Consider the following 24622-nt stretch of genomic DNA (forward strand, 5'->3'; position numbering starts at 1 on the left):
GGCCTGAGCACCACGAACAGCAACGTGAACAGCCTGTCGACTTCCACGTCGAGCGGCTTGAGCACGGCCACGAGCAGTATCTCCAGCCTCTCGACCTCGACCTCGACGGGCTTGAGCACCGCCACCAGCGGCATCTCCAGCCTGTCGACCGGCCTGAGCACTACCAACAGCAACCTCGACAGCCTTTCGACCTCGACTTCGTCCGGTCTGAGCACAGCGAACAGCAGCGTCAGCAGCCTCTCGACGTCCACGTCCTCTGGGCTGAGCACCACCAACAGCAATGTGGGAAGTCTCTCGACTTCGACGTCGAGTGGCCTGAGTACGACCAATAGCCGTATCGACGGTCTCTCGACTGACATCGGCAGTCTGTCCACTGGCCTGAGCACGACCAACAGTAACGTGAGCAGCTTGTCGACTTCCACGTCGTCCGGCTTGAGCACGGCTACGAGCAGCATCGATAGCCTGTCGACGTCTACTTCGAGCGGTCTGAGCACCGCGACCAGCGGCATCTCGAGCCTGTCCACTGGCCTGAGCACCACGAACAGCAACGTGAACAGCCTGTCGACTTCCACGTCGAGCGGCTTGAGCACGGCCACGAGCAGCATCTCCAGCCTGTCGACCGGCCTGAGCACCACCAACAGCAACCTCGACAGCCTTTCGACCTCGACTTCGTCCGGTCTGAGCACAGTGAACAGCAGCGTCAGCAGCCTCTCGACGTCCACGTCCTCTGGGCTGAGCACCACCAACAGCAATGTGGGAAGTCTCTCGACTTCGACGTCGAGCGGCCTGAGTACGACCAATAGCCGCATCGACGGTCTCTCGACTGACATCGGCAGTCTGTCCACTGGCCTGAGCACGACCAACAGCAATGTCGGCAGCCTGTCGTCGGGACTGAGCACGACGAACAGCAACCTGAACAGCCTGTCGACCTCCACGTCGTCCGGCCTGAGCTCGGCGACGAGCAGCATCAGCAGCTTGAGCACGACGGTCAACACGATCAACGATAAGGGCACGAAGTACTTCCACGCCAACTCGACCAACACCGACTCCAAGGCCAGCGGCCAGGAGGCGGTGGCGATCGGGCCGCGTTCCGAAGCCAGCGGCGCCAATTCCTTCGCCGCCGGCAACGGCGCGAAGGCCACGGCTGACGGCGCGGTGGCGGTGGGCTTCGGGGCGCAGGCTACCGGTGCGAACGCGATCGCCATCGGCAGCGGCGCACTCGCCACGGGCTCGCAGGCCATCGGTGCCAATGCCCGTGCGGGCGGCGGCGGCGTGGCACTGGGCGACGGCGCCGATGCTGGCGGCACGCCGCTGAGCCAAGCGCAGAACATCTCCAAGGGCACGGCGATCGGCTTCGGCGCGGTAGTGCAGCAAAGCGGCGGCGTGGCACTGGGCTCCGGCTCGGTGGCCTCCACCGCCGCGGGCGTGGCCGGGTACGTCCCGGCCAGCGCGACCGCGCAGCAGGCAGCGGCCATCAAGGCCACGACTAGCACGCAGGCCGCGGTGTCGGTGGGCGATGCGGCCAACGGCCAGTTCCGCCAGATCAACGGCGTGGCCGCAGGCACGGCCGACAGCGACGCGACCAATGTCGCCCAGCTCAGGGCCACGGCCAATGCGGTCGCTGCCGGCGGCGTGCAGTACGCGACCAACCCCGACGGATCGGTCAACTACAACCAGGTCACGCTGGGCAACGGCCAGGCGCCGAGCGGCACGCGCATCAGCAACGTGGCGCCGGGCATCATGCCGGGCGACGCGGTCAACATGCAGCAACTGTCCCAGGTGCAGAGCCAATTGCAGGGACAGGTGGGCGAAGTGGCGCGGATCGCCTACAGCGGGGTGGCCATCGCCACGGCCATGACCGGCTTGCCCCAGGCGATGACGCCGGGCAAGAACCTCGTGTCGCTGGGTGTCGGCTCGTACTCGGGCTATGGTGCGGTGGCCTTCGGCTATTCGTACCGGACCGAGGGCGGCAGCTGGGTCTACAAGGTCAACGGCGGCTTCAGCGGCAAGAAGATCAGCCTGGGCATGGGCGTCGGCTACGAATGGTAGGCACGTAGGCACAAGCAGCCCTCAAAGGAGATCGGCACCTGAACGGCTCTTGAAGACGCATCCTGCAGCGCCGGGGTGCGGCGTTGATCGCCGGGCCCGCCGGCATCGACGCACTTGGTCTTGTTCGAGACCGTGGCGCCGTCGGCCGGGAGAAATCGCTGCGGCAGGCGAGGCACGCTGCCTGCGCCGCTCCATCGAGCGCGAGCTGGTTCACCAGCTCGCGCAAAAATGCGGCGCAGCAGCCCCGTTCGGCGCAATGCGATAAAGACGCTGGCAGCAACCGACGAAGGGTAAGCGTGGTCTCAGTACCCTCTTGAGCTGAACGATGCGCATCGGCACGCTTGCAGTTCACGCAGAGTCCTCTGGCGGCCAGAAGTCCTTCATCGCTTCTTGCCGTTGCGCCTCAGTCGACTGCAAGTGCTGCGAAATCAGCCACGTCGAGCGACAACCCATACCGGCTGCGATGTGGTGCACAGGAACGGGCTTGCTCTCGCTATCACCCCGCCCTTTGGCAGCGTGCATGCCATGCGTGTTGCGTAGCCACCTGCCAGTTGCCAGTCGCACCTGCGTCGCATCCTCGCCTTCCATTCGAGCGGCGCAAGCCTCCATGAAATTCTTGATGGACGTGTAAAGCCCACTTGCCGTCCAGGCCGGTGGGACCCCTCCGTCCGCTGCGCCGAACCGGCCGACAATTGGCACGCGCGCGTTTGCCCGATCCGTCGGCGCGCGTGGCCGATAGGCTCGGGCCAACTCATCCCCCAGTTCTGCTATCAGCTGCGACGGCACCGGCACCTCGCGCATGAGTTCGCGCCGGCCCACGACAAGGACAACCCAGCCGCTACCGGTTGTTCCGTCAGCCTGGGTGAACCGAATCGGCCGCAGCGCGCCGCATTGCACGGCGACGATCTCGGAAAGCGACATGCCGGTAGCGTAGAGCCAGCGAATGGCGCGCGCGCGCCGCCTGGTCGGCTCATGCGCCGCCTTGAATTCGAGTTCTGCAGCCAGATCGCGGTCTATTCGATCCCACTGCGCGAACGTCAGAGTTCGCTGCAGGCTGGTATCGCTGCGGCCCCTGTCGATAGCCTTAGGTTCGAGAAAGGGATGGCTGTAGACATACCGGTGAGTGATCAGGTACTTGAACAGGGAACCAAGGCGGGTTAAAGCCATTCCCAGCGTAGCCGCGCTCAATCCTTTCTCCATAGGCCGCCACTGGGGCGAGTCACGTCGGCTCCCGCGGTACCCACACCAATGGCCCGGCGGATCCACCAAAAAATCCCTGTAGGCCTTCGCATCAGCATGCGTCAAGGAGGAGACGGGCTTGCGCCTGACCAAGACGCACCAGAGTAGCAATCGCTCTGCTTCGATGCGGTAGCTGCGGATGGTTTCAGGAGAGCGCAAGGCGTGATGTGTGTCGTTAAGCCAAGCTTCGATCGCTTGGCGGTCGTTGTCCGCCGCCAGTAGGCACTCGCCGCGCGGCACGCGGAATGCACCGTCGTGACCATCAAGTTCTCGCGGCACGAGGAAATGCTCTAAGGGAACCAGGGTCGTCGATGGCCCACTTCGGTCTAGGCCTCCGGCCTGGTTGTCGCCCAGACGCGCCGAGGCAAAGGGAATGCCGATGTCCTGCGCGTGCGTGCTAACCCAGTCAACGATCCGAGCGGCTTTCCCCCGGCTCACCGCCGGCACGTCAGACCACCATCGCACGCCGTTGTTCTTGATGCGCGCGATCAGCAACGACAAGGTGGACATGCCGGCTTTCTCGAGCAGCCTGGCCATAGCCGGGGGCAACCACTTGCCCACCGAATCCTCGGCAGACATGCGCGCGAGGGCCCGCATCTCGAGGCCTCGAAGCGCATCCAGTTGCCGTTGGACGAGGCGTGCCCTTTGATGCGTCGCAGTGACGCGACCGGCAGCCAGGATCTCGAACTGCTCTTCCGAAGACGATGCGTGTGTCGCGTGGCCAATACTCGCAGCGTCATCTGCACCGCCAAATGCTGCGAGCTCAAGCCGCAGAAGTCGTGCCACGTGGTACCGGCAGTCGCGATTCGCCGCCGCGACGCACTCGTCACGAATCCAGTCGGCCATCTGCCTGCTCTTGCGGTCGGTAGCAGTCAAACTTTCCACTTGCATGTAGGCGCTCCAGCTCGTAACCGGATCCACGCCTTGCAGCACTGCGCGCAAAAAGGCGAAATGGCCGCGATGCAGTTGTCGGACTTCAATGATTTGGGAACGGCGCATCGGGCTTCTCCATTGTTTGCAGCTCAGCCGGCGCGAATGCCGCGCCTTCTCGGACCCACCGGGTCAACGCTGTGCGCAGCCCGTTGATCGCGTCCCTGGGGGAGTTCGCGCTGGCGGCCACGGGGTGCGACAGGCTCTGAGCGGCAAATCGCTCGCCCTCTGGCCCCCGTAGCGCGACGATTGCGAAGAAGCACTTCGTCTTGCCTAGGAGTCGCCGTCGGCGGGCGCCCTCGCCTACCTTCAGCCCCACGCCTGGCCCGGTCGTCCACGTTTGTGCTTCCCCGTCATACCAGACACAAACCGGTGCACACTGCGACGCGATCCGGGTGCGCATCTGAACTTCCCGGTCCCGCGCGCCTTGCGCGCGCGCCGCCTTGGGCGTCCGCGTGCGCGCGGACCAGCAGGATCTGTCCGGTGCGTCCATGCACAACACCAGCTTCCCGGCGCTGTTGCGGGCGGCGCTCCAGGCAGGAAATAACCGCTCGCCGACCGCGCCACGCCCCCACACCGGCTCGGCACGGCTCACCGCGAGCGCCACAGCCCTTCGCGCTGCCACCCACAGCATCGACAGGCTGCCGGCCGTCGTCCATTGAAGTAGCCAACGCCGACTGCCACCCTGGAATGCTATGTCCAGCGGATGCAAGGCCGTCTCGGACGGCAGTACGCGGGCATTCCTGATTTCCCATTGCGGCGGCATCCTGTAGGTTTGGCGCCGGAACCAGTCGCGCAGACCGACGCTCCACACGCACGATTGCCACCAAAGCAGCAGGCACCAGGCGTCCCGCGCCTGTGGGCTCGAGGCCAGATGACGCAGGATGTACGTCTCGTCCGAGGACTGGGCGAACGCCTCGATCCACCCACGGGCTTCGCTCGCGAGCACGTGGCGCAGCAGGTGCCGCTTGATCGCCTTGAATACGGCGCTGGCAGCTCCCAACTCCGGCGTGGGGGCGATGTCGTGCCGCACCCGCACCGGTTCCCCGCCAAACTCGTGTGACGCGCAGTTCCATCGCGCGTGTTGTAACTCGGGCAGTTCGGCAACCGCCCAGCATAGGGGAGGATTTGGCGTACGGAATGCCTGTGCCCAATGTTGGGCATGCACCAGATAGCGTTCGATGCTCGGATAACGCGACCACTGATCGTGTAATTCGAACCAGAAACGACTACTCGCAGCCTCCAGCCAGCGCGTGAGCTCCTCGAGGACTGCGTCGCGTGCCGGGTTGCGCTTCGGCTCTCTTGCGGTAGCCGGCTCGAGGAACACAAAGCCGCACCGGCAGTGTCCGGGCTTCTGGAAAGAAGTCCCAAGCTTTCCGTGTGGTATCGAAAGACCGCAGCGGCATCGGTACTCGAGCGGAATGTCATGGACGGGGCAGCGGTTCAGTCCTGCCAGTGAAAAGAGAACGCTGTGAAAGGCCTCCGCAAGGCAGGCGCGGCACCAGACCACGAAACGGCCGAAGAGCGGTCGAAGGCTGGATGGATACTGCCCGACCTGAGACCATTTCAACGATGTGACGGATTCGCCGGTTACCCGGCAAAAGCGCAATAACCGGAGAGAGTGTTCTGGGTTGACGGAGCAATCCAACGACATCGCCTTGCCGCTCCCGTCGTTTAGTACAAAGTCGTGCTCGAACGCCTGTTGGCTCGGGTGATTCAAGACGATGAATCTCTGAGCCGTGATCCACATCGATGCATAGGGTGCGATCGTGTGCGGCGTCCACGCAATCTGGCGATACCGTCGGTCTCGGCTGATCGCTTTCCCAAGAATTGACGGACTGTCGCCCGAGGTCAGTACAAGGGACTCCATCGCCTAGGTCCTTTTCCGTGGCAGTTCAGCGGAGATCAGGCGCATGTGATCGGCGAACCGCGTCTCGGCGAAAGCCTCGAGCCACGCGTCCTGGCTTGTCCCCTCTTCCCAGTCATCCCCCTTTGCAAGATTCATCAGGATCTTCTCGACGGATCGCGCAAGATGCTGCATCGGAAAATTGGGCTCACCGCCATAGTCCTCCGGCAGCAACGCATTCATCACCTGCCAGACCGTTGATGCGCAATGCGATAGCCGCTCTCCGCGGCTAAACTGATCGGGCGCGAAGTGCGCGAGGTAGGACGTTTCGGAGCCCTGCGGCCACTCGCTCGCAAGGTCGTAGCCCTGCAACACGAACTCGATCTCTTCCTCGCTGCTCAATCCCGGGAACTGCCAATGCGACACCATGAAGCGGGCCGCAACGTGCGCGTGATCGGAACGCGCCATGAGTTGGTACTGGTAGCCCAGCTGATGCGAGGCCACCGAGAAGACGCTCAGACGGAAGCCCTCCCAGTCGAGGGCGTTTTGAAGTCCGAGTAGCCATGTCCATTCCCTGAGCGTCATCGTCTGCGCTTCATCGATCAGCAGAATGACGAAGTTGCAGCCGCAGTTTCTAGCGGTGGAAATGAAAAGCTCCTGCAGCATGCGCCTTCGATCACCGACGTGTAACTTGGTGAGCGCGTAGCGATGACCCGAGGCGATCAACAACGACCGCCAGAATTCGCCCTCATGGTTTTGACTGTCGGGGGGGCGCGTCCACATGTACAGGGGAATGGCCCTGCCGAAGCGCTGACTCAGCAGCTCGCCCAGATGCCATTTCACGCCCTTGGTCTTGCCGAATCGGGAGGGCCCGTGAATGATGCCGCCAGGCTGCTTTTGATCGATCCAATCGCCCAGGACGGTTGCCATCTCAGCTATGGCTGCCGTGAAGACGGCGTACTCCTGACGCAGTACCGGATGGCGACTGTCGACGTGCCGGGGAAGTCTTTTGTCCATACGTTGCCCTACTTGTTCGCGGCCATGCGATGCATCGGCAGCTTTTTCTTGGGTTTGATGGCGGGCGAAGGCGCGTCAGAGCGCTTCGAGGACGCAGGGTGTCGCGTCGGAAAAGACCTTGACTCAGAAATCGATTCGGATGCGGATGGCGCAGCCTCGTCGGTGCCGGACGCATCGGCCTTGGCTATGACTTCGTTGCGTTCGGCAAGGCGAGCCCGTGCCACTTCGACAGCGCTGTCGAGGTCCGCGTCGTTCGTGCGCTGCGCGACGTCGACCAAAATCTTGCGCAGGGCCAGATAGGCCGGATGCGGCGGCAGCTTCTTTCCGCGGGACGATTCGACGAACTCGATGAAAGATGCAACCGCATCGCCGCCAGCGGAGATGCGGAACTTGCGTGCGTTCACCAGGGTATGGATCGCGCTGCGCACAGAGAGTGAATGTGGCAAGCCGTGCCATGGTGCCGCGGCGCGCAGAACGCCCAACGAATAGCCGTCCGCCGTAGACGCCTTCACCACGCGCGCATCGTCGTCCAGATGGCTCGTAACACTGATCTTCTTACCCACCAGGTCGTGTCGGTCCGCCAGAATCTCGCCGCTGTACGCGGCGCCATAGAAGTTGACATAGGGCCGCCGCCCCTTGCGGTAGCCCCCTTTAACCGTGCAGATCTTCCGGACACTGAGTAGACCGCTCAGCAGTTGAGGATCCGCCCGACGTATCTCGGGCGCGTCTTCGCGCGTCGTCAGGAAGTCCAGGAACTGAAGTGGCCAACGATGACCCAGACCCGCGTGTTGAGTTGCGTTGTAGTTGGCGATCAAAACATCCAGAAGCTCTTCGAGGTACTCAAGCTGGAATTGGCTGTTGAGGGCCACCAGCTCCGGATCGCGCCCGGCTTTTTCCGAAGGCTTGCTCCCCGTTGAGTTCGACATGCGATTCAAACCTCGCTGCCCCAGCATTCGGAAGAATGTTTCGATGAAGGGCCGATCATCTTTAAGCCGCCGCGCGCTCCATCCCTGCGACGGTTCGACCATCGTGGAGCCCACAACATTGAGCAACATGTCCTTCACGTCCTTGCACGTGCCTGCCAACGCGCCGTCGACGCTCGTTTCGTCCCAGCAAAGACCGACGTAGCGCTCATGGTGGCCCGAGGGCAATGCCGCATCGTCCAAGTAGCTCACTTCGCCCATTGACAGCGACATGCGCTGCCAGCGCGTCAGTGCCGACTTGATCGTCTGGAGCACGTCCTGCTTGTTTACCTCCGGGCGTAGACTCAGGTGATACCCCAGCACCGCGCGGGTGTGGACGTCGACGATGACGATCACCCAAAGGCGCCGAACGATGGTCGGCACATGGCCGCCGAGCGGGTGAGGCACCAGGATGCAGAAACGCCCGTTGAGCTTGTGGGCATCCATTTCGACCCGTTGGTAGGCCCGGTGGATCGGACGGTCTACCCCGTCGCCGCCGCTCAGTTTGTCGGCTAAGGGCTTGCCGCCCACCACGCGCGCCGCCTTGCGGGGGTTCGAATCCAGCACGCGCCTCACGTGATTCCGCACGGCCTGATAACCCCGGGCCTCAGTGGTAAATGGCCATTCGTTACGAACCTCGTAGCCGAGCTTTTGAAGTTCCTTCAAGAACCACTTCCAGATTCGCTGGAACGGCCTATTGACTTCGCCGAGCTCACCGGCAACCGCGGATTTTAAAATCCAATTCGTGAATCGCCGGTCAAGATCAGGCTCAGTCAGCAATAACGAACGCATTGCTCCGGCACATCCTCGTCCACCGACATCTGCCTTCACTTTCTTTTTTCGGGTATAGCTCGCGATCCTTGAATATTTGACCAGTCCCCGCCAGCCGTAGATGCGCCCATCCGGGTGAATGAGCATGCATCGCTCTCGAATGAGGCGATTGATCCAGGTCGTGCCGAGACCTGACGCCATTTGAAGCGCTCGGGAGCTGGCGCCTTCGAAAAAGAGGCGGATGGCCTTTTTTCTTTTCAGGTAAGTATCAAGTTTTGCTTGATCGAGGCCACTCACTTCAAGATCCGGCCAGAAATCCGGATTGAAGTCAGGCTGGTCGGTAATTCCAACCAGATGGCGCCCTGGAAAAAAAGCGTTGGCGTCGCTACGACGCGATGATTTTTTTTTGCAAAGAACCTCCCCGACCTCTGTGGGACTGTGCTGCCTAGACAGGAGCTCTCTCTCGGGGCCCGATGTGTCATGCCCCTGAGCGGGGGCCTCGGCGACTAATGCATTCGGCTCGGGGGATAGGGAGGCGCGCGCTTGTCGCGGCAAGTCCGCGGGCGAGTGACGGGGAGAACTGACGGGTCGCATTGCAATAGGCCGACGCGGTCATATCAATGCGGAACAAGTCCCGGAAAAGCCTCCCCCCTGCCCTTGACGCCACGCTTTTTCAAGCGTATCGTTCAAAGCATCCATTTATCGAAGTGGGTTCAGAGTGAGCTTTAAGAAACCCCGGCTGCTGTAACAGTCCGGGGTTTCTGCATTGGTTACATGATCGGGCTTGTGGCGGTTGTTGAAGAACCGGGGATTCAAGCCCAAAGAACCGCAAAGATCAAATGATCGACCGAGGCCGGCAGCTCTAGCAGACCTCAAAAGCGTTGGTTCGATTTACCATTGAGTTGTCAATTAAGTTGAGACCACAAAATATCAGGAAATTTTATTTTCAATTGCGTGAAATAATTCCTTCCATTGGCTCCAACTTCGAGATTTCACTAATTAGTTTGTTTTCGGAATTTAGACGTGTCGCTCGGCGTCAACGAGGCGCTGCACGCGTGGAGCATGCCGCGTGGCGCACGCTCGACAAGCGTCGCCTTCTGTCCTGTGGGCTGAACTGCGACGCCCGAACCCCGCCAAAGTAGAGATTGGCGGTGATCACCGCGCTCGCACAGATTGCGATAGCAAGTGAAGCAGCAGCGCTACCGCCAGCCTGGCTGAACGAGCAAGCAGCCCGCCGAGAGCCTGACTCCTTCGACTACACGCTCTTAGAACAGTCAGATGCGCCGGGCACCTCCTACATGCGGGAAGTGTTCACAGGCAGAGCTGTACTCGATGAACTCTGCAAGATGCCCTTCTTTCAAGCGTTTGCGGCGCGCTTGGATGAGTTGTTGGCGCGTTCCCTCCAGCCAGTCTTCTTGAGTGAAGTCCTCTAACTTTTCTTTGTTGACGCCGAGCGTCTAGAGACGTGGAAGCTCAAGAGCATTCGCGGGCGAGTTGATGACCTAACAGGCATCCCTGCAGAGTTGTTGCGACATCTCGCGAACACAATTTGCGAAAGCGACATGTTGAGAACACTTTCATGAAAAAAAGCGTTCGACGAATCCGTATCGGTTGAACTCTCGTTTCTTTATAAATCAACTACTTAGTAGTGATTCTTCGAGTACACATTTTTGAACATGGACGGTGAACCTGAGAACCTGGGCACTCCTCGACCCGAGCCCAATGCCCCTCCAGCCTTGGCACTTCGCCCAGCCCTTCATTTCAGGTCAGAGCGAAGTAGCCCAGAGTCGAATCAACTCAGCGTGCTCCCATCCGGCAGCTTCGCAATCACCTTGATCTCGAACTGGAACCCATAGAGCCACGTCACGCCGATTCCGGTCAGCGTCGGGTGCGGCGCTTCGCCCCAGTACTCGGGCACCAGTTTCCAGATCGTTTCGAAGTTCGATTCTGGATCGACGATGAAGACCGTCACGTCGACCACGTCGTCGAAGGTGCAGCCCGCGGCTTTCAGGATGGCGTTCAGGTTGTCGAAGGCGCGCCGCACCTGCGCTTCCAGCTCAGGTTCCGGCGAGCCGTCTTCGCGGCTGCCGACCTGTCCCGACACGAACAGGAAGCCGTTGGAGCGAACGGCTGGCGAATAGCGGTTGCGGTCATAGAGCGCCTGGCGCCCAGGTGGAAAAACGACGTCGCGTGAGGCCATAAGGTGCTTTCTTTCTGCGGTGAGTGAGGACGATGCAGGGACTTTAGGAAGCCATGCGCCATCGATAAACGGGCAAAGCCAACAATCACTGTTTGCAGATCCCAAACAATCACGGCACACGTCCCGCAGGAGCCCTCCCATGGACCGTTTCGATGCAATGCAGGCCTTCACCCGCGTGGTGGAAGCCGGCAGCTTCACCAAGGCCGCCGACACGCTGCACATGAGCAAGACCAGCGTGACGCAGCTGGTGCAGCAGCTGGAGGCGCGGCTGCGCGTGAAGCTGCTCAATCGCACGACGCGCAAGGTGAACGTCACGGCCGATGGCGCGGCGTACTACGAGCGTGCGGTGCGGCTGCTGGCCGACCTGGACGACGCCGAGACCAGCCTGTCGAGTGCCACCGCCCTGCCCCGCGGCCGCCTTCGCGTGGACGTGCCCAGCCCGCTGGCCCGCATGATCCTGGTGCCCGCGCTGCCGGCCTTCCATGCGCGCTACCCCGACATCCAGCTCGACATGGGCGTGAGCGATCGCATGGTCGATGTGATCGGCGAGAACGTCGATTGCGTCGTGCGCGGCGGCGAACTCACCGACCCCTCGCTCATGGCCCGCCGCGTGGGCGACCTGCAGCTCGGGGTCTACGCGACGCCGAGTTACCTGGAACTGGCCGGCACGCCGACGCACCCGCGCGAGCTGGAAGACACGCACCACCGCATCGTCGGCTTCCTGTGGTCGCGCCACGGCAAGACCTTTCCGTACGCCATGCGCCGGGGCGACGAGCGCGTCGACGTGCAGGGCCGCTACGTGCTCTCGGTCGACGACGGCAACGCCTACCTCGCCGCGGGGCTGGCGGGCCTGGGCATCCTCTGGCTGCCGGACTACATGGCCGCGCCGCACCGGGCGCGCGGCGAACTGCTGCCGCTGTTCGAAGACTGGCAGCTCGATCCGATGCCGCTGTACGTGGCGTTCGCGCCGAACCGGCATGTGAGCGCCAAGCTGCGCGCGTTCATCGAGTGGGTCGCCGGGCTGATGGCGCAGCATGCGCCGGTCGTCGTTCGCCCGGGCCCGTCGGCTTCACGTTGACGCAGCCTCTGCTTCCTGCAGCGCGCGCCACATCACCTTGCCGCTGCCGCTCTTGGGCAGCGCGTCGACGAACTGCACCACGCGCGGCGCCTTGTACGCCGCCATGTTCGCTCCGCACCAGTGGATGATGTCCTGCGCGCTCACCGGCGCTTGCTCAGGCTTGAGCACCACCAGCGCCTTGACCGATTCGCCGCGGTAGGCGTCCCGGGTCGCGATCACGCAGGCCTCCTGGATCGCCGGGTGGCGGAACATCAGCGCTTCCACCTCGGCCGGCCAGACCTTGAAGCCGCTCGCGTTGATCATCCGCTTGAGCCGGTCGGTGACGAAGAAGTAGCCCTCCCCGTCCACATGCCCCATGTCGCCGGAGCGGAAGAAGCGCTGGCCGTCGATCTCGACGAAAGCAGCCTCAGTGTCCGCCGGGCGTTTCCAGTAGCCCGCAAAGACCTGCGGCCCGTGGATCACGATCTCGCCCTGCGCTCCCGGCGCGACCTCGCGGCCCGTGTCGGGGTCGATCACGCGCGCGTCGGTGCTCATGAACGGGATGCCCAGGCACTGCAGCTTGGGTGCGTCGGGCGGGTTGTAGTGCGAGGGCGCGGCGGTTTCGGTGAGGCCGTAGGCCTCGACGTAGCGCAGGCCGTACTGCTCGAACAGCCGCTGCGCCACCGCCTGCGGCATCGCCGCCCCGCCGCCGCCGATGGCGACCAGGCTCGACAGATCGAAGCGCGCCACGTTCGGGCTGGCCAAGAGGTCGATGACCATGGTCGGGATGTTGGCCCAGTGCGTGACCTGGTGCGTGGCGATCAGCCGGCCCGCCAGTTCGCGGTCCCAGCGCGGCATCAGCACGGCCGTGGCGCCCACCTGCATCGCCGCGTGCATGACGCCGACCATGCCGGTGATGTGGAACATCGGCACGGCCACGAGGTGGATGCTCTGCGGCGTCACGTTGCCCCAGGCATTGATGGCCATCGCGTTGTGCATCGCGTTCGCGTGGCTGAGCATGCAGCCCTTGGGCAGGCCGGTCGTGCCGCTGGTGTAAGGCAACAGGGCCAGTGCGTCCGCATCGGCGCTGGCCACGGGCGGCGCTGCTTCGCAGGCCAGGCAGTCGGACCACGCATGCACCGCGCCACCGGCCAGCGTCGGCAGCTCACGTCGCGGCAGCAGCCACGGCGCCCAGGCTGCCGGCATGTCCTGTTCCGACAGCGCGGCCGGGTCGAAGGCATCGGTGAACTGCGTCACGACGAGGTGGCGCAGCTGCTGCGCCTGCGGCAGGGCGTCGCTGGCTTTCGCAAGCTCGACCGCGAGGTCCGCCGTTGCAATCGCCACCTGCGCATCGGGATCGACGATGAAATGCTTCAGCTCCTCGGCGCGGTTCATCGGGTTGACCGGCACCACCACGGCATCGGCGCGCAGGATCGCGAAATGCGCGATCACCAGCTGCGGGCAGTTCTGCATCGCCAGCAGCACGCGGTCGCCGGGGCGCACGCCCAGCGCATGCAGGCCGGCCGACAGGCGTTCGACGGCAGCCCACAGCTGCGCGTAGCTCAGCGTGCGGCCCATGAAGATGAGCGCCGCCTTGTCGGGAAAGCGGCGGGCATTGACCGCGAGGTTGTCCCACAGCGGCGTGCGTGCCGCGTGCAAGGCGCGGGGCAGGCGCCGGGGCCAGAACGTGTGATGCGGGCGGGTGTGCATGGCGTGCTCCTGGTGGGTGGTAACCGGTCGTTGGGCGTGGCTGCGCCCTGCCCGCTTCCAACAAGCCGGAAGCGGGAGCGATGCTTCAAGAACGAGACGGCTACGGCTGGCCGGGCGCGATGCCCGCGCGCGCAAAGGCGGCCTGCGACTGGGCGCCGTTCATGTAGACGTCCTTGCGCGTCACCTCGCCGGCGTCGTTGACGTCGACCACGTCGAGCATCTCGACGCGCGCGGTGAACGGTTGCCCTGCCGTGTCCTTCAGCGGCAGCACCATCACCCACTCCAGCACCCAGTGGCGTGCACCGAACAGGCTGCGCCGCAGTTCGAAGCTGAAGGGGTAACGGGCGAACACGCCCACGCAGTACTGGCGCAGCGCCTCGCGCCCGCGCACCGGCGCGGAGCCGTCGTGCAGCCAGTAGGTCGTGTCTTCGGAATGCAGCGACGCGATGCGGTCGGGGTCGCGTGTTTCCCATCCGACGTGGTAGCGCGCGAACAACGCTTCGGTCCCCTGGGCGGGGTCGGCGGGATCGGTCTTGCCAGGAAACGCCATGTCTGTCTCCATCGGATGCGATGGAGAAAATTTACCGACTCAAAGTCGGTTTGTCAATCCGGGTGTGAATCCGACCCGTGTTGCTGCAGCCCGCACAGCATGGTCTCGAGCAACCGGCAGTGCAGCTGCACGGCGGCCATCGGGTCTTGCGCCGCCCCGCAGGCCAGCGCCGCTTCGGCCACCGCGCCGGCGATGAGCCGCGTGGCGGCCTCGATCTCTTCGGGTGGCGTGCCCGCCGGCATGATGGCCACCAGCCCGGTGCGGATCGAGTCCATGAAGTGGCGGTCGTCGATGCCGCGCCAGCGCTCCCAGCCGAGCACCACGGGCCCGTCGACCAGGATCAGCTGGCGCAGGCCTTCCTGCGTGGCCGCTTCGAGGTAGATGCGCAGGTTGGTCGCGATGGTGTGGGGCGAACGGTGCCCTTCGATGCGCTGGATGCGTGTGCCGAGTTCCGCTGCAAGCTCGGCCTGCACCGCATCGAGCACGGCCTCGAAGACATCGTGCTTGGCGCGGAAGTGGTGATACAGGCCGCCCTTGGCGATCCCTGCACCAGCTGCGATGTCGTCGATGCTGACGGCCGCGAACCCCCGCTCTATGAACAGCTGTCGCGCCGAGGCGAGGATGGCCCCGACGGTGGTTGCGCTGCGCTTGGCCTGCTGGACCATGTGCGTCTTTCTCCTCGATGGCTGCTGCGCCACGTGAACACGCGGGCAGTATGGCACGCAGCATCGGCCCGGCAGGCCCGGGCGCAGCGCTGTCTCTGGCTCAACCCGCCGGCTGCGCCACCTTGTGCCACGCCTCGTACAAGTCCTCATCGGCCTCATCGCGCACCGGCAGCGAATGCAGCTTCATCTCACGCTGCTCCAGCGGCCGGGCGATCTCGACGTAGCCGCGTGCGGCCGACAGGTCGAAGGGTTCGCCGTCTTCGTTCGAGTAGGCGTAGAACACCTCCTTCACGCCCGACAGGTACATCGCCGTCAGGCACATCGAGCACGGGTAGCCGCTGGCGTACACGGTGCAGCCCGACAGGTCGGTGCTCTTCAGGGCCTTGGCGGCGGCGCGCACGGCCTGCATCTCGGCGTGGGCCGAGGGGTCGCACAGGGCGTCCACCTCGTTGACGGCGGTGGCAATGACCTTGCCGTCGCGCGCGATCACGGCGCCGAAGGGCCAGGTCTTGCGTTCGCGGATGTTGCCCATGGCGAGGCGGATGGAGTCGAGCAGGTACGCGCCTGCGTGGGGGTCATGGGATGTGGTCATTCAGCAAAAGCTCCCGCGGTCAGCTGCCGCGATAGGTGGAAAAAAACCAGGGGGCGCACAGCATCGGCACGTGGTAGTGCTGCGCGGCGTCGGCGATGGCAAAGCGCACGGGCACCACGTCGGACAGCGCATCGGCCGCCTTGAAGTGGTCCCCGACGTGGAACTGCAGCTCGAACTGCCCGGTGCGCGCCGAGGCGGCGGCCAGCATGGGCGCGTCGGTGCGGCCGTCAGCGTTGGTGCGCGTGCTGTTCAGGCGCGTCGGCGGCGTGGTCGCCACGTCGTAGAGGTCGACCTTCAGCCCGACGAGCGGGCGGCCGGTGGTGATGTCGAGCACGTGGGTGGTGATGCCGGTCATGAGAACAAAACTCCTTGCGGACGATGGGAACGAACGGGGCCTGCTTGGTCAGCTGCCGCGCGAGTAGGTGTAGCTCCACGGGCCGAACTGGATCGGCAGGTGGATGCGCTCGGCCACGTTGGCCACGCGGATGCGCACCGGCAGCTTCGACAGGAACGGCGGCGTGGGCAGGCGCGACTGCTTGCGCGCAAAGTACTCGTCCACGTGCAGCAGCAGCTCGTAGTCGCCGGCGCGGTAGCCGTCGCCGATCAAGAGCGGCTCGTCGGAGCGGCCGTTGCCGTTCATGGTCACGGTGCGCAGCAGCTTGAAGCCGTCGCCTTCGCGGGCCGAGAAATCGATGCGAAGGCCGGTCGCCGCGGCGCCGTGGAAGGTGTCGAGCGCGTGCACGGTCAGGCGCGGGCTCACGCCGTGCAGCACGATGGGGCCGCTGGCCTGGGCCGGGCCGACGGGTGCGGCCGTTGTCTGTGCAACAGCACCGTGAGGCGCCAGGGCTGCGGCGCCGAGCGCGAGGCCCGACAGCGCGAAGCGACGGCGTGCGGGCAGGGAAATTTCTTTCTCAGGCATGGACCGCTCCTTGGGAGGTGGACGCACCCAGCAGCGTGTCGATGCGCCCGCGGGTGATGAGGCCGATCTGCGTCAGCGCCGCGCGGCGCTCGGCTTCGGTGGACTCGGCGGCGCGGCTGCGCAGCGCCTCGAAGATCTGGCCCTTGGTGCTGCGGCGCACCGCGATGATGAAAGGAAAGCCGTGCCGCTCGCGGTACACGCGGTTCAGCCGCTGGATCTCGGCCATCTCTTCGCGGCTCAGGGCGTTCAGGCCCGCACTGCCCTGCTCGCCGACCGACTCGACGGTCATCGTGCCGGCCTGGGCTTCGCGGCCCGCCAGCTCGGGGTGGCCGCACAGGAACGCCAGTTGCTGGGCGTCGGGTGCGCGGCGCACCACGTCGAGCATGGCTTCGTGCAGCGCGTCGATGGTGGCGAAGGGCCGCAGCGACCAGGCCGAGCGTGCGACCCAGGGCGAGTTCTCGAAAGTCGGCCCGAGTGCGGCGACGAACGCGTCGCAGTCCATGGCGTTGAGCGCCTGGAGATCGAAACGATGGGCGTGGGAAGGCATGGAGAGCATCTCCTTTGTATTCAGACAGTCGGACGAAGGGGTGGAAGGAATCAGCGCGCGGGCGTCTTGTGCAGGCGCGGCACGAACAGCAGGATCAGCACGGTGGCGCAGATCTCGACCGCCGCGACCACATACAGGCCAGGAGCGAGGCTGCCGGTGGCGGTCTTGATGAGGCCCAGCATCCACGGCGCGCCGAAGCCCGCGAGGTTGGCGATCGAGTTGATCAGCGCCACGCCGCCGGCGGCCGCGGTGCCGGCCAGGAAGCGGTTGGGCATCTGCCAGAACACGGGGATGGCGCTCATGGTGCCGACGATGGCCAGCGTGAGGCCGGCCAGCACGAGGGCCGGGCTCTGGCGCAGGAACAGCGCCACCACCAGCAAGGCCCCCGAACCCAGCGCCGCGGCCAGCGCGCAGTGGTAGCGCGACTCCTGGTGGCGGTCGGAGTGGAAGCCGTTCCAGATCATGCCGGCCGCGCCGCACAGGTAGGCGCCGGCCATGATCCAGCCCACGGTCAGCGGGTTGGTGAAGCCGATCTCTTTCACCAGTGTCGGGCCGTAGAAGGTGAGCGACGAGTTCGCCGCGATGATGCAGAAGAAGATCAGGATCAGCAGCCAGAACTTGCCGTTCTTCAGCGAGGCCAGCATGCTGTGCTCGCGGTGGCCCAGGGTCTTGCGGTCGCGTTCCAGGTCGTCGTGCACCAGCTGGCGTTCACGCGCCGTGAGCCAGTGGGCCTGCTCGGGCCGGTCGGTCAGATAGAAGTAGGTGGCGATGCCGGCCAGCACCGAGGGAATGCCCTCGAGCAGCAGCACCCATTGCCAGCCGGCCCAGCCGTTCACGCCATGCATGTTGTTCATGATGGTGCCGGCCAGCGGCCCGCCGATCACGCCCGCGAAGGCCGAGGCCGACATGAACATGCCGAAGGCCTTGGCGCGCCGGCTGTCGGGGAACCAGTAGGTCAGGTACAGGATGATGCCGGGGTAGAAGCCCGCCTCGAACACGCCCAGCAGGAAGCGCAGCAGGTAGAACATCTCGGTGCTCTTCACGAACATCGTGGCGATCGAGGTCAGGCCCCAGCCGATCGTGATGCGCATGATGGTCTTCTTGGCGCCGATCTTCTGCAGCAGCAGGTTGCTGGGCACCTCGAAGAAGAAGTAGCCCAGGAAGAAGATCCCCGCGCCCAGCCCGTAGGCCGCCTCGCTCCACTTCAGGTCGTCCAGCATCGTCAGCTTGATGAAGCCGATGTTGACCCGGTCGATCCAGGCCAGCACCCACAGCAGCATCAGGAAGGGAATCAGGCGGAAGATGATCTTGCGGTAGATGCCGTCCAGTTCCGCCGTGGCGGTGTGTTCCCGGACTGGCGCCATCGTGGCGTCCATGCTCATGGTTGTCTCCATTTCTAGGTGTGGACGGGACGCGCCGCCTGGGACCTTCTGTGGGTCCGCTTGCGGCTGCCGTTCCCGCTGGTGGCGAACTGTAGGCAGATATCGCGGCCCCGGATCACGCTCTCTAGAATGTGCGGCATAACGGTTTGCCATGATGGTCTTGCCGCCGGCAACGCCCCCAGAGGCCTTTTTCTCCGCCATGTCACGCTCCCACGCTCCCGTCGACACCTACCTGCTGCGCGTGCTGGTCGCCCTGGTGGCCGAACGCAGCGTCTCCCGGGTGGCGGTGCGAATGAACCAGACCCAGCCCGCCATCAGCACCGCCCTGCGCCGGCTGCGCGAGGTGTTCGCCGACCCCATCCTGGTGCGCGAGCGCAGCGGCATGGTGCCCACCGAGCGGGCGCTGCAGCTGCGCGACCGCGCGCGCGGCGCACTGCTCGAAATCGACCGCATGCTCTCGGGCCCCGAGCAGTTCGAGCCCGCCTCCAGCGCAATGACTTTCCACCTCGCGCTGCCCGACTACCTGGCGATGAGCTTCCTGGCCGACGTGACCACGCGGTTCCGCGCCGAGGCGCCGCATGCGCGGCTGGTGGTGCACCCGCTGAGCGTCACTTACGACTACGAGCGCGCGCTGGCCCAGGGCGAGCTCGACATCGTCATCGGCAACTGGCCGCAGCCGCCCGACCGGCTGCACCTGTCGCTGCTGCTCGAGGACGACCTGATGTGCCTCATGGGCAAGAACAACCCGCTGGCCGCCAAGGGCGCCATGACGATGGAGCGCTACATCGCCGCGCGCCACGTGGTGCCCACGCCGTATGCGGCGTCGCAGCGCGGCGTGGTCGAGACGCACCTGGCCACCTTGCGCCAGACGCGCGAGGCCTGCATTGCCGTGCCCTACTTCACCGTGGCACCGCACCTGCTGGTGGGCACCGACCTGGTCTTCACCACCGCGCGCCATTTCGCGATGCAGTTCGTGCACACGCTGCCGCTGGTGGCGGTGCCCGCGCCGCAGGGCTTTCCGCGCATGCGCTTCTACCAGCTGTGGCACGACCGCTCGCAGCACGAGCCGGCGCACCGCTGGCTGCGCGGCATCCTGGCGGCGGTGGCGTCGGGGCTGGCGCGGCCCGATGCGGCGGAAGCTGCCGCACCAGCAAGCGCCTAGGCTGATTGCCTTTCGCTCAGGCGGCCGAACCCGGCGCAGCGGCTGCGCTCCCCCACGCGCGTTCCCCTGCCCTTCGGACGGGTTCCCGCTGCCGGCGCCTGTTCTCTTCCGGCGCGCTGGCCGTGGTGCTCAGCCGGTAGCCCTGCCCCGGAACGGCCTGCAGTTCCAGCCCATGGCGTCCGGCGCCCAGGCCGAGCTTGCGGCGCAGGCCGCACACGTTCGTGGAGAGCACCCCGGAGCCGCAGCGATGGCCGCTGTCCCACACCAGCGCGCGCAGTGCGTGGTGGGTCAGGACCTGATCGACGTTCCTGAACAGCACGATGGCCAGGTCGAACTCATTGGGCGTCAATTCGACCCGGATGCCGGCCACCTGCGCGCTGTCCGCGGACAGGTCGAAGCGGAACGCACCCCATTCGACGAACTGGCCCGCCACCCGTGCCCGGTGCCACTGCAGGAAGCACCGCATCAGCAGGTACGCCTCTTCGAACGAAGACGGCGTCACCTCCACGTGGTCGGATTCGCGCGCATGCAGGACTGCCAACTCGCGCAGGCCGCGCTTGCTGCCGCTCAGGACCAGGGGGCACTCTGGACCCACCTGCTCCCGCACCTGGGCGATCAGTGCGCCCGCGGCGCCGGCGTCCACCGGGCAGGCCACGACCACGGCGTCGAAGCGAAGGTGGAGGTAGCGGCACGCCTGCATCAATTCCAGTGCGCTGGTGAAGACCAGCGGCCAATGGCCGAGCCTGCGGATGGCCCGCCCCATCTGCTGTCGGGGCCGCAGCTCCGGGTCGATCACCGCAATGGTGGCGCACGCGGTCTCGCCCCACGTGATGGGGAGCCGCAGCGTGGAAGGGGTGGCGGTGTGGAGGGGGCAATGACTCTGCTTCAAGGATCACTCCAGAGGTGGATGGATGGATCGGATGTCGACTCGCCTTGTGGGCAAGTCGACAGGGTTGCCTGTGCGCCGGATGACGGGCTAGCGGCTCAGAACTTCGAAACGCCCCGCGCCTTCCCAGGTGCTCTCGGCACCCACGCGCGTGGCAGCAACTCCCACGAAGGGCTCGATCTCGAGCTGGACCGTCAGGCGTTGGCCCTGGGCCAGGCCTGCGCCGTCCATGGGCGACATCCGGTCGCCGGGCCGAAGGAGCGATGAAGGGGCCGAGTTCGTGGCGTCCGCGTGCGATCCGGCCAGGCGAACCGGCTTGCCGTCGAGCTGCGCCTGCACGATCCGCAGGGTGAAGCGGCCGTTCCCGGCAAACCGGAAGCCTGAGTCGTCCGCTGCCGCGCCCTGGAACGACAGCGCCATCGCCGTGCGTTCGGCGCATACCGCCGTGAGCGTCACGAGGTGCTTGCCCAGCGAGGCCCGGGCGGGGTCGGGCTGGCGCTCCAGCAGCTGTGCGCGGGTCATACGTCCGTAGTCGACGAGCGACTCGCTCAGTTGCGCGTCGCAGCGTGCCGAGGCCTGTGCATGCGCCGGCGTTGCTGCCAGCGCGGCAAGTGCCATGCCGAACGTCGCGCTCATTCGGCGCAGGCTTTTCATCGTGATCATTGGTGTGCTTCCATGGCCGTGCAGGTGGCATCGGCCGATTCAAAGTAGGCGGAGGTGTCGGGTGTCTGCGGCAGCGAAAACGCGAGCCGGCAGCTGTCCCCGTTCGACAGCGTGACCCGCAGGTCCGCGCCGTCCCGCACGTCGGGCAGAAAGACCTGTCCGCCGTCCACGACCGAGGTGACGTACTGGTTGTCGCCATCGACCACCGCCCCACCCTTCTCGAGCGCCTGCCCGGCGGGACCGACGGCTTTCAGCAGCACCCGGCGGGCGTTGACCACGCCGAAGCGGATGTGGTTCACCGATCCGCGGCCCGCATCGAGCTCCTGGTAGCCATTCACCAGGTCGACGTTGCGGGGCAGCGAGCGGGTCGCGATCTCCAGCCGGCTCGTGTGGTACGGGAACAGCTGCGGGGCCACCGCGCGCCCCCACGCATCGGTCCACACCGGGCCTTGCGGCGTGCCGATTCGGACGCCGGACACGCCCCCCACCGAGACGATGCCGAAGGTGTCCTGCACGGGGTACGGCGAGAACGTGATGCCGTCCTTGTGGGCGACGATGCCGCCCTGCAGTTGCCCGCTGTAGGTGGTGCTCGCGCCGTTGCGCGAGAAGCCCAGGTTGACCTGCGTGTAGCGCGGCAGCAGGCTCAGGCGCGCCGCGAAGTCGTTGCGCCCGTCGCGGCTGTCCCGCTCGGCCGAGACCTGGTAGCTCGCGGTGTCGTTGATGCGCTCGTTGAGCGTGACGCCGGCGCGGGTCCGATCGTCGTAGCGGTTGACGTACGTTTTCACCGTCTTCGAGCCCAGCGGAATGCTCACCGTGACATAGGCCGCATGCCGGTTGTCGAAGCGCCCGAGGTCGCCCGTGCTGCGTTCCACGTTGAGCGACACCGTGGCGTGCGCGAACGACTTCACCCACGAGCCGATCACGCGCTGGATGTGGCGTCCATCGAAGCTCGACGAGGCCGAATAGGCCAGCCGGAAACCGCCGAGGTCTGCGTGGGTCCAACCGATGGAGCCCGTGTACTGGCCCTTGTGGCGCTGGCGCGTCCAGCCGGTGTCGAACAGGTCTGGGTCGACCGTGTCCGCCAGGTCGCGATAGCCCCGGGTCTGTTGTGTGGCGCTCACCGACGCCGACAAGGCGGGCGAGATCACGCTGCTCACCGACGCGTTGACCTGCGTGCCGCGCACGCCCTCCCCTGTGGCGTTGGACACGGCCTGGCGAAACCCCGCCATCGTGCCCGGCACCACCATGCGATTCACGGCCCATGCCGCGGCCTGGTAGCGCGAAGCCACCATGGCACCCGCCGTCAGATGCGTGCGCTTGTCCAGGGCCCAGGTGCCGGTGCCGGTCGCGACCCAGGGCTTGTCTTGGCGCTCACCGTGGCTGTACGGGCGGTAGCGGCCGACCGCGAACGAATAGCCCGCCGTCGTGCGAAGCGCGGTCGCGCCCAGGGCGGCGGCGGGCACCGTGAACGGCCGGCGGGAGCCGTCGGCCTCGATGACCGTGACCTCCAGGTCGCTCGCGCCGCTGAGCAGCGGCAGGCCCGTCAGCGAAAACGGCCCCGGTGGGACGACCGTCGAGTAGATGAGCGCGTGGTTCTGCCGCACCTCGACGCGGGCCTGCGTGTGGGCGATGCCTTCGACCACGGCGCCGTTGTCGCGTGCGTCCGCGCGCAGGGCCTCCTCCGGGACGATCTGCACGCCCAGGATCGGATCGCCCGGGAAGATCGAGCTGGCGATGGTGATCTGGCCGCCCTGCACCGTGGCGCCCAAGCCGGTCAGCGTCTTCTGGCCGTAGGCATACAGGTGCTGGAGCTTCTCCTTGCCGTTGTTCGAGGTGTAGCTCTGGCGGCTGCGGAAGATCCAGTCGCCGACGTTCAAGCCGGCCTCGGTGCCCAGCGAATGAAAGCTGCTGGTGCCGCCGGCATGGCGGCTGTCCATCGTCAGCAGGTCGTAGTTCAGCAGGCCGGCGACGCCGCCGCTGCTGAAGGTGTCGGCCCGCTCGCGGGCCCGGAACGCGTCGGTCGGCACGATGAGGCGGACCTCGTCCCTGCCGGGGCGCAGCTCGACGATCGTGCTGGGAAACTGGCGCTGGAATTCATCGCAGGCCGTGGCGCCCGCAGCTGCGTCTCCCGCCCCGCGGGCCGTGACGAGGCCGGCCTTGTCCCGCAGCGTTTCGTCGAAGCACAGGCGGCCGTCCGCATCGAAGGTGGCGGGCACCAGCCCGCGCCGCTCGCCGTTGACGAACAGCGTCACCACGCTCGTCCCGGCGCGAAAGCGGGCTTCATGCCGGAAGTAGTCCGCCAGCTTCGGATCGATGCCGCGCTGCTTGAGCACGTCCTGGTCGAAGCCAGCGACCTGCTTCTCCTTGATGAACTGCTCGAGGGCGTCGGCGCGCTCCTCGCCGGCCAGCGCAAAGGCCGAGGGAGACACCAGCAGCACGCAGAGCGCCGCAGGCAGGCCGACCGAAGCGCCTTTCGTGCGCCCGCCCATGGCGGCCGCAGCCACCGGCGAGCGGCGGTGAACTCGGTCCGGGGCGCGCCCGCGCGGCCGGTGGGCGGCCGCCGGGGCCGCGGTGCGGAAGGACAACCCAGCCATCGTCAGTGCGCCGCGAGCCTGACGTCGTAGCGGGCCACGGTGAAGCCATACACCGTCGCAGGCACCATCCGCACCGTGGCGGCCCCCTTCGCAGCGGCCGGCAGGGGCACTTCCACCGTCTCACCGGGCAGCACATAGGGGCGTGGCAACTCGACCGTCGCGGTCGACGGCAGCAACTGGACCTCGGTGGCCATGCGCACCACGTACGGGCTGTCGTTCACGACGCGCAGCGTGCCGGTCCCGACCGACCACTTCAGTCGCTTCCATGGCTGGTCGTCCTTGGCCAGGCCCTTGGGGTGGATCAGCACCGGCAGGTTCTGGCGCACGTTCATGGTCACGCGCAGGCCCGGTTCCGTGTTCTTCGGCGGGATGCCTTCGAAGATCACGCGCCGCAGGCGTTGCGTCTTCAGCGGCTCCTTGGTCTGCAGCAGAAAACGCACGAGCTGCGTTTCGCCCGGCTCGACCCGGGCGACCGGCGGGGTCACGATCAGCAGGGCGTCGTCGTCCCCGGGAATGCCCGTCAGCGACGTGAACATGAGCGCCGGCTTGGCGTCCGTGTTCCTGACGTTGATGCTGGCTTCGCCATCGCGCTCGTTGACGATGACGACCGAGGTCTCCGGCAGCATGCCCGCGGCATGCAGCGGCAGCGGGGCGAGGCCCGCGATCAGCGCGGTCGAGACAGACAGTACGAAAACAAATCTGGCGGGGATGAAGTTCACGGTTCTCTTTCCTGTGGTCGGACGAGCGCGTCCGCCGTCTCGAAAGGGGCGCTTTCGAGAAGAATCAAAAATGGGGAGGGACCGGCGGGCTGTTCGCCAGCCGTGGCACCGCGTCGATCCCGAACGGTCCGGACGCGATGCCGGCCGGTGCTCAATGCCGCA

21 protein-coding genes are annotated in these 24622 nt (G+C 65.7%); 4 read left to right on the forward strand and 17 right to left on the reverse strand.

All coding sequences use genetic code 11. The annotated features are described in order from the left end of the window. Positions 1 to 2049, forward strand: a 2049-nt coding sequence (locus AC07OX_RS18810) for a YadA family autotransporter adhesin (RefSeq protein WP_495331128.1), incomplete at its 5' end; no start/stop codon positions are given. A gap of 348 nt (positions 2050 to 2397) precedes the next feature. Here the strand turns inward: AC07OX_RS18810 and AC07OX_RS18815 are convergent. From AC07OX_RS18815 to AC07OX_RS18830, 4 genes are all read right to left on the reverse strand, one after another. Continuing rightward, positions 2398 to 4287 (reverse strand): site-specific integrase, encoded by a 1890-nt coding sequence (locus AC07OX_RS18815; RefSeq protein ID WP_495261518.1) that lies wholly within the window; start codon positions 4285 to 4287, stop codon positions 2398 to 2400. After that, positions 4265 to 6088: a hypothetical protein gene (locus tag AC07OX_RS18820; protein ID WP_495261519.1), complete on the reverse strand. Its 1824-nt coding sequence runs from the start codon at positions 6086 to 6088 to the stop codon at positions 4265 to 4267. The genes AC07OX_RS18815 and AC07OX_RS18820 overlap by 23 nt, the downstream gene beginning before the upstream one ends. Positions 6089 to 6091: 3 nt before the next feature. Next, entirely contained in the window at positions 6092 to 6994 is a 903-nt protein-coding gene (locus AC07OX_RS18825) for an ATP-binding protein (RefSeq protein WP_495331130.1), read from the reverse strand. Positions 6995 to 7089: 95 nt separating this feature from the next. Further along, positions 7090 to 9111 (reverse strand): hypothetical protein, encoded by a 2022-nt coding sequence (locus AC07OX_RS18830; protein WP_495261521.1) that lies wholly within the window; start codon positions 9109 to 9111, stop codon positions 7090 to 7092. An 854-nt stretch (positions 9112 to 9965) separates the two neighbouring features. Between AC07OX_RS18830 and AC07OX_RS18835 the strand changes: the two genes are divergently transcribed. Beyond that, on the forward strand, positions 9966 to 10247 hold the full coding sequence (locus tag AC07OX_RS18835; protein WP_495261522.1) for a putative quinol monooxygenase: 282 nt from the start codon (positions 9966 to 9968) through the stop codon (positions 10245 to 10247). Positions 10248 to 10606: 359 nt separating this feature from the next. Here the strand turns inward: AC07OX_RS18835 and AC07OX_RS18840 are convergent, their stop codons facing one another. Continuing rightward, positions 10607 to 11014, reverse strand: coding sequence for a RidA family protein (locus tag AC07OX_RS18840; RefSeq protein WP_492685657.1), 408 nt, complete (start codon positions 11012 to 11014; stop codon positions 10607 to 10609). 139 nt (positions 11015 to 11153) lie between these two features. Here AC07OX_RS18840 and AC07OX_RS18845 point away from each other — a divergent pair, with 139 nt between their 5' ends. After that, positions 11154 to 12092 (forward strand): LysR family transcriptional regulator, encoded by a 939-nt coding sequence (locus AC07OX_RS18845; protein WP_495261523.1) that lies wholly within the window; start codon positions 11154 to 11156, stop codon positions 12090 to 12092. Here AC07OX_RS18845 and AC07OX_RS18850 read toward each other — a convergent pair. The 8 genes from AC07OX_RS18850 to AC07OX_RS18885 all read right to left on the reverse strand — a co-directional run bounded on the left by AC07OX_RS18850 (position 12084) and on the right by AC07OX_RS18885 (position 18436). Further along, positions 12084 to 13781: a long-chain fatty acid--CoA ligase gene (locus AC07OX_RS18850; RefSeq protein WP_495261524.1), complete on the reverse strand. Its 1698-nt coding sequence runs from the start codon at positions 13779 to 13781 to the stop codon at positions 12084 to 12086. The two genes, AC07OX_RS18845 and AC07OX_RS18850, sit on opposite strands and share 9 nt — an antisense overlap. Positions 13782 to 13881: 100 nt before the next feature. Further along, positions 13882 to 14331: a nuclear transport factor 2 family protein gene (locus AC07OX_RS18855; protein ID WP_495261525.1), complete on the reverse strand. Its 450-nt coding sequence runs from the start codon at positions 14329 to 14331 to the stop codon at positions 13882 to 13884. A gap of 53 nt (positions 14332 to 14384) precedes the next feature. Beyond that, a complete protein-coding gene (locus tag AC07OX_RS18860; protein ID WP_157755062.1) occupies positions 14385 to 14996 on the reverse strand; it encodes a TetR/AcrR family transcriptional regulator in 612 nt (203 codons plus the stop codon). A 100-nt stretch (positions 14997 to 15096) separates the two neighbouring features. Then, positions 15097 to 15588, reverse strand: coding sequence for a nucleoside deaminase (locus AC07OX_RS18865; protein ID WP_070060610.1), 492 nt, complete (start codon positions 15586 to 15588; stop codon positions 15097 to 15099). Positions 15589 to 15607: 19 nt separating this feature from the next. Continuing rightward, positions 15608 to 15943 carry a hydroxyisourate hydrolase gene (gene uraH, locus AC07OX_RS18870; protein ID WP_062472877.1) on the reverse strand — a complete coding sequence of 112 codons (336 nt, stop codon included), beginning with the start codon at positions 15941 to 15943 and terminating at the stop codon, positions 15608 to 15610. Between the two features lie 48 nt (positions 15944 to 15991). After that, positions 15992 to 16507 (reverse strand): hydroxyisourate hydrolase, encoded by a 516-nt coding sequence (locus AC07OX_RS18875; RefSeq protein ID WP_495261526.1) that lies wholly within the window; start codon positions 16505 to 16507, stop codon positions 15992 to 15994. Beyond that, the gene (gene uraD / locus AC07OX_RS18880) at positions 16500 to 17054 is read right to left on the reverse strand and encodes a 2-oxo-4-hydroxy-4-carboxy-5-ureidoimidazoline decarboxylase (RefSeq protein WP_062472872.1); all 555 of its coding nucleotides are present in this window, start codon (positions 17052 to 17054) and stop codon (positions 16500 to 16502) included. The genes AC07OX_RS18875 and uraD overlap by 8 nt, the downstream gene beginning before the upstream one ends. Positions 17055 to 17104: 50 nt before the next feature. Next, positions 17105 to 18436: an MFS transporter gene (locus tag AC07OX_RS18885; RefSeq protein ID WP_070060608.1), complete on the reverse strand. Its 1332-nt coding sequence runs from the start codon at positions 18434 to 18436 to the stop codon at positions 17105 to 17107. 199 nt (positions 18437 to 18635) lie between these two features. On the opposite strand from AC07OX_RS18885, the gene AC07OX_RS18890 reads away from it, so the two are divergent. Beyond that, a complete protein-coding gene (locus AC07OX_RS18890; protein WP_062472868.1) occupies positions 18636 to 19598 on the forward strand; it encodes a LysR family transcriptional regulator in 963 nt (320 codons plus the stop codon). A 16-nt stretch (positions 19599 to 19614) separates the two neighbouring features. On the opposite strand, the gene AC07OX_RS18895 is transcribed toward AC07OX_RS18890, so the two are convergent. The 4 genes from AC07OX_RS18895 to AC07OX_RS18910 form a co-directional block, all read right to left on the reverse strand. Further along, on the reverse strand, positions 19615 to 20487 hold the full coding sequence (locus AC07OX_RS18895) for a winged helix-turn-helix transcriptional regulator (protein WP_495261527.1): 873 nt from the start codon (positions 20485 to 20487) through the stop codon (positions 19615 to 19617). A gap of 87 nt (positions 20488 to 20574) precedes the next feature. Continuing rightward, positions 20575 to 21120 (reverse strand): DUF1120 domain-containing protein, encoded by a 546-nt coding sequence (locus tag AC07OX_RS18900; RefSeq protein ID WP_495261528.1) that lies wholly within the window; start codon positions 21118 to 21120, stop codon positions 20575 to 20577. 23 nt (positions 21121 to 21143) lie between these two features. Beyond that, on the reverse strand, positions 21144 to 23741 hold the full coding sequence (locus AC07OX_RS18905; RefSeq protein ID WP_495261529.1) for a fimbria/pilus outer membrane usher protein: 2598 nt from the start codon (positions 23739 to 23741) through the stop codon (positions 21144 to 21146). Positions 23742 to 23743: 2 nt separating this feature from the next. Beyond that, positions 23744 to 24460, reverse strand: a complete 717-nt coding sequence (locus AC07OX_RS18910) for a fimbria/pilus chaperone family protein (protein ID WP_495261530.1) — start codon at positions 24458 to 24460, stop codon at positions 23744 to 23746. Positions 24461 to 24622 lie beyond the last annotated feature (162 nt).

This window comes from Variovorax sp. GW821-FHT09D07, from assembly GCF_059416345.1.

What these genes read in the sequence shown, in the direction of transcription:
- AC07OX_RS18815 (WP_495261518.1), bottom strand. Translation starts at nt 4,287, where the DNA reads ATGCGCCGTTCCCAAATCATTGAAGTCCGACAACTGCATCGCGGCCAT.
- AC07OX_RS18820 (WP_495261519.1), bottom strand. Translation starts at nt 6,088, where the DNA reads ATGGAGTCCCTTGTACTGACCTCGGGCGACAGTCCGTCAATTCTTGGG.
- AC07OX_RS18825 (WP_495331130.1), bottom strand. Translation starts at nt 6,994, where the DNA reads ATGGCAACCGTCCTGGGCGATTGGATCGATCAAAAGCAGCCTGGCGGC.
- AC07OX_RS18840 (WP_492685657.1), bottom strand. Translation starts at nt 11,014, where the DNA reads ATGGCCTCACGCGACGTCGTTTTTCCACCTGGGCGCCAGGCGCTCTAT.
- AC07OX_RS18845 (WP_495261523.1), top strand. Translation starts at nt 11,154, where the DNA reads ATGGACCGTTTCGATGCAATGCAGGCCTTCACCCGCGTGGTGGAAGCC.
- AC07OX_RS18850 (WP_495261524.1), bottom strand. Translation starts at nt 13,781, where the DNA reads ATGCACACCCGCCCGCATCACACGTTCTGGCCCCGGCGCCTGCCCCGC.
- AC07OX_RS18855 (WP_495261525.1), bottom strand. Translation starts at nt 14,331, where the DNA reads ATGGCGTTTCCTGGCAAGACCGATCCCGCCGACCCCGCCCAGGGGACC.
- AC07OX_RS18860 (WP_157755062.1), bottom strand. Translation starts at nt 14,996, where the DNA reads ATGGTCCAGCAGGCCAAGCGCAGCGCAACCACCGTCGGGGCCATCCTC.
- AC07OX_RS18865 (WP_070060610.1), bottom strand. Translation starts at nt 15,588, where the DNA reads ATGACCACATCCCATGACCCCCACGCAGGCGCGTACCTGCTCGACTCC.
- uraH (WP_062472877.1), bottom strand. Translation starts at nt 15,943, where the DNA reads ATGACCGGCATCACCACCCACGTGCTCGACATCACCACCGGCCGCCCG.
- AC07OX_RS18875 (WP_495261526.1), bottom strand. Translation starts at nt 16,507, where the DNA reads ATGCCTGAGAAAGAAATTTCCCTGCCCGCACGCCGTCGCTTCGCGCTG.
- uraD (WP_062472872.1), bottom strand. Translation starts at nt 17,054, where the DNA reads ATGCCTTCCCACGCCCATCGTTTCGATCTCCAGGCGCTCAACGCCATG.
- AC07OX_RS18885 (WP_070060608.1), bottom strand. Translation starts at nt 18,436, where the DNA reads ATGAGCATGGACGCCACGATGGCGCCAGTCCGGGAACACACCGCCACG.
- AC07OX_RS18890 (WP_062472868.1), top strand. Translation starts at nt 18,636, where the DNA reads ATGTCACGCTCCCACGCTCCCGTCGACACCTACCTGCTGCGCGTGCTG.
- AC07OX_RS18900 (WP_495261528.1), bottom strand. Translation starts at nt 21,120, where the DNA reads ATGAGCGCGACGTTCGGCATGGCACTTGCCGCGCTGGCAGCAACGCCG.
- AC07OX_RS18905 (WP_495261529.1), bottom strand. Translation starts at nt 23,741, where the DNA reads ATGGCTGGGTTGTCCTTCCGCACCGCGGCCCCGGCGGCCGCCCACCGG.